The organism is Sphingomonas sp. BL-S-30 (genome assembly GCF_055521475.1).
The window spans coordinates 4575444-4588933 of sequence record NZ_CM145481.1; the positions used below are offsets into that span (position 1 = coordinate 4575444).

Genomic DNA, 13490 nt, shown 5'->3' on the forward strand with positions numbered 1-13490 from the left:
GCGGTCTCATGCCTCCATGGCAGGTGCGACGCGACATGCTGTCCCCGCACCAATGTCGCGATCTGCTTGGCTGGACACTCGACAACGAGGCGCGCTTCAGGCCCGCCGCGCTGGACAAGGGGCTGGTCGATCCGGCGATACGCCGCTCGCTCAGCCTGCGGGACCTCGGGCCGTTCTCGGCCCTGTTCGAGGCGCATGTTCGCGCCATTTTGCCGGACATGATCGAGCAGATGCGCGTGACGCCCTTCGTCGCCGACGACATCGAGCTGGAGTTGGTTGCGCATAATGACGGGGCGCATTTTGCCCTGCACGGCGATCTCTACACGGGCGAGGGCAGCGCCAGGGGCGATCGGATGCTCAGCGCCGTCTATTATTTTCACCGCGTGCCAAAGGCATTTTCGGGCGGCTGCCTCAGGCTGCATCGGATCGGCGCGGTGCCCGGCGACATGGGTGTGGATATCGCCCCGGACCATAACAATCTTGTGGCCTTCCCGTCCTGGGCGCCGCACGAAGTGCTCACCGTACGATGCCCATCAGGCGCGTTCGGCGATTCCCGTTTCGCGGTCAATTGCTGGGCTTACCGTGCGCGCCGGCGCCGATCGTCAGGCGACGGCGATTAAGTCCCGGTCGCGCATATCCGCGATGAATTCGATCACATCGTCGTGACAGAGCGCCGCATCGACTGAATGGGCCTCGGCCATTTTCGCGCATAATTCGCCAACGGAGATTTGCGATTCGAGCAATGCCCAGACCTGGGCCGCGGTGCGGTTGAGCTGGAAGAAATAGCCGCTCTGGATATCGAGAATGACCGCTTCGTCGCCGACGTCCGCCGCGATCATGTTCCCACAGCGGCTGACCATCCTGCCGTCATCAATGTCGTTCGCTCGCATTGGTCGCGCCGCTCCTCATGGACGATGTTCAGATCTTGAAGGCGTTTTCCAGCCACATGTCCATCGCCAGCGTGAACCATACCGGTCCCCAGGGTTGATCGGGAATGGGACCGGTCGAGCCCTGGTCGCGCCAGCGCTGGAAGGCGGCATGCATTTCCCCGATCCTCGCGCCCTCCACCCAGCCGAGCTGGGCGCAGAGCAATTGCTCGACCGGGCGCCGAAGCAGCAGGTCGGAGATCGCGTCGACGGTATGGGCGACGAACGCCGCCTTGCTTTGCCGCGTCCGGACCTTTTCCGGCAACGTGCCCTTCATCGCCTGACGGAGCAGGTATTTCTTCTGTCCATATCGGTTCAGCACATTGCCCGACGCGCCCATCATGAAATGCGCGAGGCGCTGATCATGGAACGGATGACGCTGCTCGATGCCGAAGCTGGCGCTATACGCCATCGCCGGCTCGACGTTCACGTGGCGCCGCGCCAGTGCGAACACGCCGTAGCGCTGCTTTTGCGCGAAGCCCGGAAGATCGACGGGAAGGGCGTCGGCATGCCATCGCTCGGTCAGGCCGATCCGCTCCGCCCAATCGGCATTGAGCCACGGGGGTGCCTGAGTGGCGAAATCGAGGTGCGGCCGGAGCAGGCGCTCCCGGTGGCGCGGGCGAACCAGGGGCCCGAAGCCGTGATAGAGGATTCGGCGCGCCGAAACATAAGCCGGCTTGTCGGGAAATTGCTCGAAACCCGTCCTGAGCAGCGCGCCCCACCGACCGGTCCTGGCAAGGTCCGGCCAATGTGCCAGCGACCCGGCGAGCCAGTCGTCGCCGCCCTCCCCGGTCAGGAGCACACGTTCCCCATCGGCCTGCAGGCGGATACAGACCTCCGCCAGGGTGTCGAGCACATTGGGCCGCAGGGGAAGTTGCAGCGTTTCGGCGCACCACGCCGCCGCGGCATCCGCGCTGAACGGCCGCGCCCCGACGATTTTGGCGGTGATACCGAGATGCGCCTCTACCGCGCTGCTCCACTCCGTCTCGTCATGCGGCTCCCCGGGAAAGCGCGCCGTGATCGCCCCGATTTGCCGGCCGATCCGTCCCGCCCGGTGGAGTTCCGTCGCCCGGCACACGACCGAAGAGGAATCGAGCCCACCCGAAAGCTGCGACGACAAGGGTGTCGCGCTGCGGGTGGTCGCGATCAGCGCCTGATCGAACAGCTCCTGGAAACGCGCGACATGATCGGCCTCGGACAGGCGGGACCAATCCTCGAACGGACCTGTATGCCAATGCCATTGTCTGACCCTGCCTTTTTCCAAAGCCAGCGCCGAGCCCTGCGGAAGCCGGTTGAGCCCCTGCCAGAACGTATCCGTCTGGCTGACGAAGCGCGCGGAGAGAAACTCTCCGATCGCGGGTTCGTTGAGCTTGCGCTCCATGCCCAGACCGACGACGAGCGAGCGTGGTTCGGTCGCGAAGCCGAAGGTGGTCCCGTCAAACGTCCACACCAGCGGCCGCCAGCCATAGGGCGACCGCACCATCAGCAATCGCCGGTCGCGCGGTTGCCAGGTGGCGATGGCAAAATCGCCGACCAGCGACGCGACATAATCGTCGCCCCGTCGATCGAACAGCGCCAGCGCGATTTCGCCATCGGGGGCGGCCTTCATCCCCTCGCCCTGCGCGCCGAGCTGGGCGATCAAATCGGCACGATTGTCGAGGCGGCCGTCGAACACCATGATCGCGCCCGAGCGTTCGCTGATAAAGGGCTGCACTTCGCCGAGCGACTCGGGCGTGGTTGCATGGGCGAAGCGGATCAGGCCCGCCGCGCCATCATGCCAATGCTTGACGCCGTCGAAGCCCCGGGGCACGGCGGCCCTGACAATGGACGCAAGCAGTGCCTCGGTCATGTCCCGGCCATCGACATGGACCGCGCCCGCAATGGCACCCAATTTCGTCTCCAGTCCGGCCTGACAGCGTTTCGGCATAGCATGTATCACTGACCTGGCAATCGGCTGGCCGGTACGAGGAAAGGTGGGAACGGGTTGACGTCTATCTACAGTTTCGGTGGGCTGCGGCTGCATTCGGCCATACCGGTCGATCAATTGCGGACATGCCCTGTCGACGCCGATGGCTGGGCCGATCTCGCGCTTTCGTTCGAAACCGGGGAGCCGCCCGTTCACGACCGGGTGTCCTATCGCTGGCCGGGCCGTTACGAGCTCGTCATTGGCACCTGTGGCGACGAATGGCTGATGACCTCGGCGCTGGATGGGGCGTTCCTGATCAGCAGGGAGCGGCGCACGGTGCGGTGCATCGCCGCGCCTGGCGCCTCCTTCGACGCCTGTGTCGACGTTCTGGTCCGGCGCGTGCTGCCCCGCGTGGCAACGCTGTTCGGGGCGAGCGCCATCCATGCCGCGGCGTTGGCGCGGCCGGAGGGCGGCCTTCTCCTGCTGGGCATGTCCGGGGCGGGGAAATCCACCATGACCGCGGCGTTGGGTCATGCCGACTGGCATATCCTCAGCGACGATATCTCCGTGCTGTGGGGGCAGGAAGAGCCCCTGATCGCGCCTGCGGCAAAGGGCGTGTGCGTCTGGCCTGCGTCGCGCGAAGGGCTCGGCCTTCCGATCGAGCGATGCCGGCCGATGCCGGGTTATCACGGCAAGACCCATTTCGTACCGGACGGCGAACCGGCCATAGTGCCCGTGCCGCTGCGCGCGCTCGTCTTTCTCAGGCGCGACGGCGACATCGCCCCGGTGCTCGAGCCGATGAGCGAAACCGAGGCACTGGTGACGGCGGCGCATATGCTGGTGCAGTTCGACCCCGGCGACCCGGCCCGGCCCGACCGGGTACGCGGGTTCGCGCGCCTGAACGCCGCGGTCAGGGCGGTACCAAGCTACCGCCTCCGCTATCCCCACGACTTTGCCGCGCTCGCCGATGTCGGCGCGTTGCTGCAGGGGATCCTGAAATCCTGAGGCCGCCACCGCGCCGCGACGTGGGGTGCGAGGCCTATGCCGCTACCTCGAGCGCGCCGGCCTTGTGCAACAGCGACTGGGCGGTCACCTCGTGCCGCGCCCGGACGACGATGCTCATCAGCCTGTCCTCGTAATCGATGACGAAGTCCCGCGCGATCAGCCAATCGGCATCGGCCAGTTTTTCCGGGGCCAGCGATCGGCGGGGCAGCGGCTTTTCGAGCTCCAGCAGGACCGCCGCCTGCCCGGTCGTCAACGGCGTGAGCGGTGCGCGCGCCAGCGGGCGGGTATCGAGCACCGCCTGTGTCGCACCGACGTCGAACAGCTCGAGCGCGGGCAGCTTTTCCTGCCGCCAGGCCTGTTTCCAGGCGTCCATCACGACACGAAGGCGCTCGAGCAGATCGGTATCGCTCAGCAGCGGCGTGGTGTAGGAACCGCTGAAATGATAGCCGACCTCGTCCGCTCCGACATCTGCCGGATAGAGCTGGCGATAGCCCGGGAACGGTGCGAGCTCGCCGATGCCCAGGCCGATCGGATCGTTATAATAGGGGCTGTAGCGATCGATCAGGATCGAGTTGCTTCCAGTCGGACCGTGAAGATGCACGAGCTTGGGGATCAGGCCGATCATCGCTTCGTAATCAGCGGCCTGCTCGCCCGGGAAGCCGTAGATCATGCCCCAGTGCACCCGCATGCCGATCCCGCGACAATGTCGCAGCAAGGCGATGTTCTGGTGCGCCGACACGCCCTTGCGCATCAGCTTGAGCACGTCGCTCGACAGGGATTCGATGCCTGGCTGGATGGAGACGATGCCGCCCATGGCCATGGTGTCGAGCTGGGACTCGGTCAGGTTTGCCTTGACCTCGTAGAACATCTTCACGCGCGGGCCGCGCGCGGCGAGATCGGGCCAAAGCTCGCGCAGATAACGCATCGGCATGATATTGTCGGTCATGAAGACCTGGTCCACGCCCCAATGCTCCAGCGCGTCGAGCTCGTCGATCACCGTCTCGGCCGGCTTTTCGCGAAACGCCATGCCCTCGCCGTTCAGCCCGCAAAAGGTGCAATGGTTCTTGGCGCCCCACCAGCACCCGCGCGACGTCTCCATCGTCAGATAGCGTGGCAGCCATTCGGGCAGGACGCCGGCGGCCTGTAGCGGGCGCAGCGTCGCGAAGAAATCCGAATAGTCGGGCGGGAACACGGTGCGCATGTCGCGGATCGGCTCGGTGTGGATCACCCGCGCCGCCGCCCGCGCGCCATGGCGAAGATAGTTTTCGCAGAAGTCGGGAAAGTCGATATCGGCCTCGCCCGCGAAGAAATGGTCGATCCACGGAAAGGCCTTGGCGAGGCCAAGGCTGAGGGGCCATGCCGCGTTCGCGCCCCCCATCACCGTCACGATCGTCGGATCGGCCTCCTTCACGCGCAGTGCGATGGCGGAGGCCGCCATATTCTGCTCGAATGTCGACGACACACCGACGATGCGCGGGCGCAGCGCGAGAATCCGTTCGATCGCCTCGTCGAGCATCGGGGCGATCGCATCGACCACCCGGTGGTAATCGGCATCCTGCGTGTCCGTCAGCGCTTCGAGCGGCGGGAGCGCGGCCACGATGTCGGGGGGATAGGCGTGTGGACGGAACAGCCGCTCGCCGACCATCGCCTTTTTCTGGCCGTGGCTGATCGCATCATAGGCCTCCAGCCCGACCCGCCCCGCCAGCATCATCCCCGGATAGAAGATGCGCGTGCCCAGGCCACGCGCCGTACAGGCGCTTTTGAGGATCGCGGTTCCGAGCTGCGGATAATGCATTGAATCGAACGGCGGGACGACCAGGCAGATTTCCGTGGCGGAAGACGTCGATCCGCGGCTCATGTCACTCTCCCTGCCATGCCGCTGGTTTATCATAATGCGGCAGGCTTGCCATCGTGCCGCCGACGCCAGCCGAAGCGCGGCTGGCGCCACGCCCGGGCAGGGCGTATCGCCATGGACCGAGGTTCAGCAAGAAGAGCAAAGTGGCCGATTCATCAGCATCCGCCGAACGCAGAATCGACTGGCTGGATTATCTGCGGCTGCTGTGCGCGATCATGGTCGTGGTGACGCACTATGTCGTTGTCGTCGTGCCCAGGATACCGGGCCTGACGAACACCGATCTCGGCCTGATCTCCGATATGGCGAGTTATGGGCATATCGCGCTGTTCGCCTTCTTCATCATGAGCGGCATGATGATCGTCCAGATCGTCCAGCGCCAGAAATTGTCGACCTTCGTCACGCACCGCGTGACGCGCATCTATCCGACCTTTGTCGTCTGCCTGTCGCTCACCAGCTTGCTGGGAATCGGGGAACTGGGCCGGATGCATGTCGGCTTCTGGCAATATCTCGCCAACCTGACGATCAATGCCGAGGCGTTCGGCTATCGTCCGGCGGACGCTTCCTACTGGACCCTGAGGGTCGAGATCATTTTCTATGCGATGATCGTCGCGGTCGCGATGCTGGGGTGGCTCAGGCACATCCAGGCGGTCGTGGCTGTGTGGATCGCGCTTCAGGTGGTTGCCGCACCCTTTTTTCCGCGGGCGCCGTTGCTCGGGACGGATTATTATTTCCTGGCCGCGGGCTGTGTGATGGGATTGCTGTACCAGCGCCGCAACGAAAGGCTGAACCTGGCGCTGCTCGCGGTCACTGCCCTGCTCGGCACGCGGACCATCATCATCGCCTCACGCGGCATGCCATTCGATCCCTGGATCGGGATCGTCCTGATGATGGGGGTCTTCGTCCTTTTTCTGGCGATGCGGGGCAGCGATATCCGCCTGCCCTGGGCACGCCGGATCGGATCCTTCACCTATCCGCTCTACCTTCTTCACTTCAAGATCGGCACGATCATGCTGACATGGTGGGCAACCGATGCGAACAAATGGTGGCTGGTGGCCGCCTTGTTGCTTGGCATGATCCTGTTCTCGCTCGTGCTGGACGACATCGTCGAATTCAGGCTGCGTCGGATGTGGCGCAAGCTTGCCATGGCGACGGTGGCGCGGCCGTTCGCCCTGTGGGAGCAGCGTCGGCTTCAGGCCGGGATGCCCGCTGGTGTCTGGCCATGAGCGCGCAGGGTAGAAACACGATGCTGACGATCCCGAGCTATATCGCCTGGCAGAATGTCGACGGCGATCTCGCCTTGTTCGACGAGCGTGATGACCGGTATCATTTGCTGAACGGCACCGCCGCCGCGATCTGGCGGGGAATTGCCGCCGGGATGGACCGGGCCATGCTGATTGACCGGATAGCAACCGACTTTCGCGTGAAGGCCGACGACATCGTCGCGGATATCGACGCCTTTACCGAAGCGGCCATCGCGCAGGGCCTGCTGCTGAGGCAGGGCACTCCCCCCTGACGGCGGACCCGCGCTCGGCAACGTACCGATGACGCGACCGTCGATCTGCCCTAGAATCATGCTCCAGGAGCAATGGGCATGAGCAACGGCATGATTCGCACCGGCATCGGCGGCTGGACCTATGAGCCCTGGCGCGGGGTGTTTTTCCCCGAGGGCCTCGCCCAGAAGCGCGAGCTCGAATATGCCTCGCGCGCGGTGACGGCGATCGAGGTCAACGGCACCTATTACGGTTCGCAGAAGCCGGCGACCTTCGCGTCCTGGGCCAAGACCGCGCCCGATGGCTTCGTCTTCGCACTCAAGGCCTCGCGCTTCTGCACCAACCGCAAGGTCCTGGCCGAATCGGGTGAGTCGATCGCGAAGTTCGTCGGCCAGGGCATCGTCGAGCTTGGCGACAAGCTGGGTCCGATCCTGTGGCAGTTCATGGCGACCAAGAAATTCGACGCGGATGATTTCGCCGCTTTCCTGAAGCTGCTGCCCGCATCGCATGAGGGCGTCGCGCTGCGCCATGCGATCCAGGTCCGGCACGACAGTTTCCATGTGCCCGAATTCGTCGCCATGGCGCGCGCCGCCGGCGTCTCGCTCGTCTTCGCCGATTCGGCCGAATACCCCGCCATTGCCGATGTCACCGGCGATGTCGTCTATGCCCGGCTGGAACAGGCGGTCGAAAGCGTGCCGACCGGCTATATCCCCGCCGAACTCGATCGCTGGCTGGAGGTCGCGCAGGACTGGGCGGCGGGCGGCCAGCCCGACGGCCTGCCCTATGCTTCATCCGAACAGCCGCCGAAAAAACCGCGCGACACCTTCGTCTTCTTCATCAACGGCGCGAAAGTGCGCGCGCCCGCCGGCGCGATGGCGTTGCTGGAGCGGATCAACGCCAACGGTTGATACTGGCTACCAAAAGAAGGCGGGAGTCGGTGCTCGCCTTCACCTTCTCTGCTTCCCCGGCGAAGGCCGGGGCCCAGTTTGGGGGACGTTTCTTGGCTTGTGCTGCGGGTCGTTACTCGACCTCTCCAACTGGGCCCCGGCCTTCGCCGGGGAACAGTTCCTGCTCGCCGCCGCTCTACCGAACGGCCGCACCCTGCCCCAGGATCGCCGCCGTCTCGATCGTGTCGAGCGCCTGGCGCGCGCCGATGTAGCGCCGCGCGGCGGTCGTCCAGCGCTCGGCGCTTGACGCACCCGGCATCCGCGCCACTTCGGCCAGGGCTGCCTCGACATGCCCCGCCTCCAGCGTGCGGCGCGCCCGGGTGAGCCGGTCGGCGGGCAGCGGAGACGGCGTGTCGGCGCGGTGCAGGACGATCAGATTGCCGAATTCGCGGCCCAGGCTGGCCAGCCAGCCGTCGCGCGCGGCGCCCGTCTTCAGCTCGGGCGCGATCGAATCGAGCCCGACGCGCAGATCCTCGATCGTCACCGGCTGCTGCGCCGCCTGGATGATCGTGCCGACCGCCTGGGGCTGGATCGGGCCGAAGCGCTCGCGCAATTGCTCCTCGATATAGCCGAGCGGCAGGCCGCGATCGATCTGCCGGCGCGCGGCGAAGGCGATCATCAGGCCCTCGGCGCGGGTGGCATAGCCGGAGGCGGCGCGTGCCTGCCCGCCGACGCTCGCGGTGCGCGTTTCCAGGTCGGCGAGGCGCGCGGCCAGCTCGGTCTCGCGCGTCGACAGCGCGTCGAGGTCGATCGCCGGCGCGGCCGTGGTGGCGTCGCCGGGCACGATCACCACGGGGGTGCGCTTGCCGTCGGCGGTGGCGGCAAGCGGCAGGGTCACGGTGGCGACCGGCTTGTGGCCGAACCATTGCGGAAAGGCGTAGAGCCCCAGCGCCATCGCGCCGAGCCCGGCGAGGAAGGCGATTGCTCCCAGGATCGCCGCGGTGCGCCAGTCGAGCTTGCGGGGGGGAGCCGTCGGGGTCGGCAGGTCGTCGCTCATGCCGCCTTATCCCCGCGCATGCTCACCCGGTCAATCGCGCGTGCGTCGCGATCGCAGCCTCGATCAACGCGGCGTCATTGGGCGCGGCAGCAGTGGCGATCCACGCCCAGCCCATCCCGGCTGCCGCCGCGACGGCGGGGCTGAACGCAGCGAGACCGACCGATGATCGGGCGAGACCATGCGCGTCGGCCAGTTCGCCGAGGCGGATGGCCGCGCGGGCCGAGTGCAACAGCGCGATCGACCCGCTCAGGGCAGCGAGGTCCGCCGCCGGTACCGGCAGCGGCTCGCTGGCATAGACCGTGATGGCGCGCGCGATCACGCCGCCCGTCTCGATCGACCGCTCGCGCCCGCCGAGATGGAGAATACGGGTAAAGCCATGGTCGCCGGCGAGCAGAGACGCAGCGTCGAACGTGCCCGACACCATGACGTCAAGTCCCGCCGCGCGGCTGATCTCCGCGGTTCTTGCACCCACGGCCAGTACCGGCAGATGCCGCAGCGCCTCCAGTCCCGGCCCGGCGAAGCGGACGGCGTTGGCGCTGGTCAGTAGCAGCGCGTCGAACGCGGCAGGGTTGGGCACGGTCCAGCCAAGCGCGCGAATCTCGAACAGGGGCAGCCGGATCGCACAAAGGCCGAGCGTTTCGATCCGCCCGATGGTCGCGGCATTGCCCGGTTCCGGGCGCAGCACCGCGACGCCTGGCGTCATGCCGCGAACAGCCGCCGCACTGCCGGCGGCGCCCGGTCGAGCAGGTCGCGCGCCAGTTCATCGGCACTGGCGGTATCGCCGATCGCGCCGCTGGTCTCGCCTGAAACATGGCCGCTACCGTCCTCAGCCAGCAGTTCCGCGCGGATCGTCATCCGGTCGCCCTGGATCGTCGCCAGGGCCGCCACCGGGGAATGGCAATCCGCCTGGAGCGCGGCGAGCAGCGCGCGCTCCGCCAGCACGCAGCGATGCGTGTCGACATGGTCGATCCCCGTCAGCCAGCCGATCACCTGTTCGTCATCGGCCCGCGCCTCGATCCCCACCGCGCCCTGGGCCGGGGCCGGCAGCATGACGTCATTGGGGATCGCCACGCCGATATCGAAACGCCCCAGCCGGTCGAGCCCGGCCGCGGCGAGCAGGGTGGCGTCGACTTCGCCCGCCGCCAGCTTGGCGAGCCGCGTATCGACATTGCCGCGGAAGAACACGGTCTCCAGGTCCGGCCGGATCCGTTTGAGCTGCGCGCTGCGCCGCGGCGAGCTGGTCCCGACCACCGCGCCCTGCCGCAGCGCGTCGATGCTGTCGGCGCCGATCAGCCGGTCGCGGACATCGGCGCGCGCCAGCATCGCCGCGATGCGGATCGCCGCCGGCCGGATCGTCTCGACATCCTTCATCGAATGCACCGCGCAATCGATCTCGCCGTCGATCAGGGCGCGGTCCAGCTCCTTGGTCCACAGCGCCTTGCCGCCGATCTCGGCCAGCGCCCGGTCCTGCACCCTGTCGCCGGTCGTCCTGATCGGCACGATCTCGACGGCGTCCTCGCCCCAGCCCTGAAAGGCGCAGATGGCACCCCGCACCATGCCGGCCTGCACGAGCGCAAGCGGCGATCCGCGGGTACCAAGGCGAAGGCGGGGATTGGACAAGGCAGACTCCGTTGGACTGAACGTTTCCGGCCTAGAAGAAAGAGCGGGCCTTCGACAAGCTCGGGGCGACCCGTTAGGGAGGCGCGATGGCACTCATCCTCGGCCTCGAATCGAGCTGCGACGAAACCGCCGCCGCTCTGGTGACCAGCGACCGCCGCGTCCTCGCCCACCGCCTGCTCGGGCAGGAAGCGGAACATCGCCCCTATGGCGGTGTCGTGCCGGAGATCGCGGCACGCGCGCATGTCGAGGCGCTGATCCCGCTGGTCGAAGGCGCGCTGGCCGATGCCGGCGTGACCTTGGCGGACGTCGACGCGATCGCCGCGACCGCCGGGCCCGGGCTGATCGGTGGCGTCATGGTGGGCCTCGTCACCGGCAAGGCGCTGGCGCATGCGGTCGGCAAGCCGCTCATCGCGGTCAATCATCTGGAAGGCCATGCGCTGTCGCCGCGCCTGTCCGATCCCGATCTCGATTTTCCCTATCTGCTGCTGCTCGTCTCTGGCGGCCATTGCCAGCTGCTACTGGTCGAGGGAGTCGCGACCTATCGCCGCCTCGCCACCACGATCGACGACGCGGCGGGCGAAGCCTTCGACAAGACCGCCAAGCTGCTCGGCCTCGGCTTCCCCGGTGGCCCCGCGGTCGAGCGGGCGGCCGAGCTCGGCGATCCGACCGCCGTGCTGCTGCCGCGCCCGCTGAGAGGTTCGGCCGAGCCGCATTTCTCCTTCGCAGGGCTGAAGAGCGCGGTCGCCCGCGCGCGCGATGCCGGCACCTGGAGCGCGGAGGATATCGCCGCGTCCTTCCAGGCGGCCGTGGTCGATTGCCTGATCGATCGGACGACGCAGGCGCTGGGCCGGGCTGACGGCGTGACGTCACTGGTCGTCGCGGGCGGCGTGGCGGCCAACCGGTCGGTCCGCACCGCGCTGCAGGGTCTGGCGACCGCCAGCGGCCTGCGTTTCGTCGCGCCGCCCCTGTGGCTCTGCACTGACAATGCCGCGATGATCGCCTGGGCCGGGGCGGAGCGCTTCGCCATGGGTTTCACCGATCCGCTCGACGTGGCGGCGCGGCCGCGCTGGCCGCTCGATCCGGGGGCGGAGGCTGTGCGCGGCGCGGGAGTGAAGGCATGAGGATCGGAGTCGTCGGTGGCGGGGCCTGGGGCACCGCGCTCGCCAGCGTCGCGGCGCGCGAAGGCGAGCCTGTCCTGCTCTGGGCGCGCGAGCCCGAGGTGGTCGAGGCGGTCAACGCCACGCACCGGAACCCGCTGTTCCTGCCCGACATCGCCTTGCCCGCCTCGATCGAGGCGACCGGGTCGCTCGACGCCGTCTCGGCCTGCGATGCGTTGCTGATCGTCGTCCCCGCCCAGCATATCCGCGGCATCCTCGGCGCCATGCCGATCGGCGCCACGCCGCTGGTGCTCTGCGCCAAGGGCATCGAGGCCGGATCGCGCCTGCTGGTCGGCGAGGTCGCGCGCGCGGTGCATCCCGACGCGCCGATCGCGGTGATCTCGGGCCCGACCTTCGCCTTCGAGGTCGCCCAGGGCAAGCCGACTGCCGTCACGCTTGCCTGCGACAGCGAGGATCTCGGCGCGCGCCTGGCCGATCGTCTCGCCGGCCCGGCGTTCCGGCCCTATTTCTCGTCCGACGTCATCGGCGCGGAGATTGGCGGGGCGGTCAAGAATGTGCTCGCCATCGCCTGCGGCGTGGTCGAGGGCGCCGGGCTTGGCCAGAATGCCCGTGCCGCACTGATCGCGCGCGGGTTCGCCGAGATGACGCGCTTCGGTCTGGCGCGCGGCGCGCGGGCAGAGACGCTGGCCGGCCTTTCGGGGCTGGGCGATCTCGTGCTCACCTGCTCTTCGACCAGCTCGCGCAACTTCTCGCTCGGCATGGGGCTCGGCCAGGGCAAATCGGCGCGCGACCTGATGGCGGATCGCCGCACCGTCGCGGAAGGCGCCTTCACCGCGCCCGTGTTGCGCGAGGCCGCGGCCGAGGTCGGGGCCGACATGCCCGTCACCGAAGCCGTCTGCGCGCTGCTCGACGGCGCGGACGTGCGAGAAGTCGTCGGCGCGCTGTTGGCGCGGCCGCTCACCCGGGAGGATCAGTGATGCGCTGGGCAGCCCTGCTCAAGGGGATCAATATCGGGGGCAAGAAGATCCCGATGACCGAGTTGAAGGCGCTGGTCGAGAAGATCGGCCATCGTGACGTCAAGACGCTGCTCGCCTCGGGCAATGTCGTCTTTACCGCCACCGAGACTGACGGGGCGAAACTGGAAAAGGCCCTGGAGGAGGCACTCGCCGCCTGGGGCCTGAAGACCGAGGTCGTGGTGCGCAATCTGAAGGAACTGGAAGCGGTGATCGCCGCGAACCCCTTTCCGGACGCCGCAAAGGCCCATCCCAACCATCTGCTGGTGTCGTTCCACCGCGACCCGGTGCCGGACGGGCTGATCGAGAAAATCCCTGCCATCTATGACGGACCCGAGCTTCTGAAGGCGATCGACCGCGAGCTGTTCATCGATTTCCCGGTGGATGTCGGGCATTCGAAGCTGCTGCCGGCAATGGCGAAGGTGAAATTCCCGAAGCTCGCGACGATGCGCAACTGGAATACGGTGCAAAAACTGCGGGACTTGCTCGTCTGAACTCTCCCGCCGTTGTCCCGATCTCACCCTTCCGTTCGTGCTGAGTAGGGATCGAGTAGGCGAAGCCGTATCGAGAGCCCGTATCGAAGCACCTTGGCGCGTGGTACGCTTGTCCTTCG

General features: G+C 67.2%; 14 protein-coding genes. 8 read left to right on the plus strand and 6 right to left on the minus strand.

Annotated elements, in window-relative coordinates; genetic code table 11:
- The first annotated feature begins 35 nt into the window (after positions 1–35).
- On the plus strand, positions 36–620 hold the full coding sequence (locus ACZ1I5_RS21455) for a 2OG-Fe(II) oxygenase (RefSeq protein ID WP_465171258.1): 585 nt from the start codon (positions 36–38) through the stop codon (positions 618–620).
- Here the strand turns inward: ACZ1I5_RS21455 and ACZ1I5_RS21460 are convergent.
- Positions 603–860, minus strand: coding sequence for a PqqD family protein (locus ACZ1I5_RS21460; RefSeq protein ID WP_465171259.1), 258 nt, complete (start codon positions 858–860; stop codon positions 603–605). The genes ACZ1I5_RS21455 and ACZ1I5_RS21460 overlap by 18 nt on opposite strands.
- Before the next feature lie 58 nt (positions 861–918).
- The gene (locus ACZ1I5_RS21465) at positions 919–2817 is read right to left on the minus strand and encodes an asparagine synthetase B family protein (protein WP_465171260.1); all 1899 of its coding nucleotides are present in this window, start codon (positions 2815–2817) and stop codon (positions 919–921) included.
- 153 nt (positions 2818–2970) lie between these two features.
- Here ACZ1I5_RS21465 and ACZ1I5_RS21470 point away from each other — a divergent pair, with 153 nt between their 5' ends.
- Positions 2971–3837, plus strand: a complete 867-nt coding sequence (locus tag ACZ1I5_RS21470; RefSeq protein WP_465171261.1) for a hypothetical protein — start codon at positions 2971–2973, stop codon at positions 3835–3837.
- A 34-nt stretch (positions 3838–3871) separates the two neighbouring features.
- On the opposite strand, the gene ACZ1I5_RS21475 is transcribed toward ACZ1I5_RS21470, so the two are convergent.
- Positions 3872–5695, minus strand: coding sequence for a RiPP maturation radical SAM C-methyltransferase (locus tag ACZ1I5_RS21475; protein ID WP_465171262.1), 1824 nt, complete (start codon positions 5693–5695; stop codon positions 3872–3874).
- Positions 5696–5835: 140 nt separating this feature from the next.
- On the opposite strand from ACZ1I5_RS21475, the gene ACZ1I5_RS21480 reads away from it, so the two are divergent.
- The 3 genes from ACZ1I5_RS21480 (at position 5836) to ACZ1I5_RS21490 (ending at position 8090) form a co-directional block, all read left to right on the plus strand.
- Positions 5836–6915 (plus strand): acyltransferase family protein, encoded by a 1080-nt coding sequence (locus tag ACZ1I5_RS21480; protein WP_465171263.1) that lies wholly within the window; start codon positions 5836–5838, stop codon positions 6913–6915.
- Positions 6916–6935: 20 nt separating this feature from the next.
- Positions 6936–7205 (plus strand): PqqD family protein, encoded by a 270-nt coding sequence (locus ACZ1I5_RS21485; RefSeq protein ID WP_465171264.1) that lies wholly within the window; start codon positions 6936–6938, stop codon positions 7203–7205.
- Between the two features lie 78 nt (positions 7206–7283).
- On the plus strand, positions 7284–8090 hold the full coding sequence (locus ACZ1I5_RS21490; RefSeq protein WP_465171265.1) for a DUF72 domain-containing protein: 807 nt from the start codon (positions 7284–7286) through the stop codon (positions 8088–8090).
- 175 nt (positions 8091–8265) lie between these two features.
- Here ACZ1I5_RS21490 and ACZ1I5_RS21495 read toward each other — a convergent pair whose 3' ends face one another.
- The 3 genes from ACZ1I5_RS21495 to hemC are packed head-to-tail and all read right to left on the minus strand — an operon-like array spanning position 8266 to position 10746.
- Positions 8266–9126 carry a hypothetical protein gene (locus ACZ1I5_RS21495; protein ID WP_465171266.1) on the minus strand — a complete coding sequence of 287 codons (861 nt, stop codon included), beginning with the start codon at positions 9124–9126 and terminating at the stop codon, positions 8266–8268.
- A gap of 22 nt (positions 9127–9148) precedes the next feature.
- Positions 9149–9829, minus strand: coding sequence for a uroporphyrinogen-III synthase (locus ACZ1I5_RS21500; protein WP_465171267.1), 681 nt, complete (start codon positions 9827–9829; stop codon positions 9149–9151).
- Entirely contained in the window at positions 9826–10746 is a 921-nt protein-coding gene (gene hemC / locus ACZ1I5_RS21505) for a hydroxymethylbilane synthase (RefSeq protein WP_465171268.1), read from the minus strand. Before hemC ends, ACZ1I5_RS21500 begins: the two co-directional genes overlap by 4 nt.
- An 86-nt stretch (positions 10747–10832) precedes the next feature.
- Between hemC and tsaD the strand changes: the two genes are divergently transcribed.
- From tsaD to ACZ1I5_RS21520, 3 genes are read left to right on the plus strand one after another with little or no spacing between them, the layout of a single operon-like run.
- Positions 10833–11867 (plus strand): tRNA (adenosine(37)-N6)-threonylcarbamoyltransferase complex transferase subunit TsaD, encoded by a 1035-nt coding sequence (gene tsaD, locus ACZ1I5_RS21510; protein ID WP_465171269.1) that lies wholly within the window; start codon positions 10833–10835, stop codon positions 11865–11867.
- Positions 11864–12841 (plus strand): NAD(P)H-dependent glycerol-3-phosphate dehydrogenase, encoded by a 978-nt coding sequence (locus ACZ1I5_RS21515; RefSeq protein ID WP_465171270.1) that lies wholly within the window; start codon positions 11864–11866, stop codon positions 12839–12841. Before tsaD ends, ACZ1I5_RS21515 begins: the two co-directional genes overlap by 4 nt.
- Complete coding sequence (locus ACZ1I5_RS21520) at positions 12841–13371, plus strand: DUF1697 domain-containing protein (protein ID WP_465171271.1); 531 nt, start codon at positions 12841–12843, stop codon at positions 13369–13371. The genes ACZ1I5_RS21515 and ACZ1I5_RS21520 overlap by 1 nt, the downstream gene beginning before the upstream one ends.
- Positions 13372–13490 lie beyond the last annotated feature (119 nt).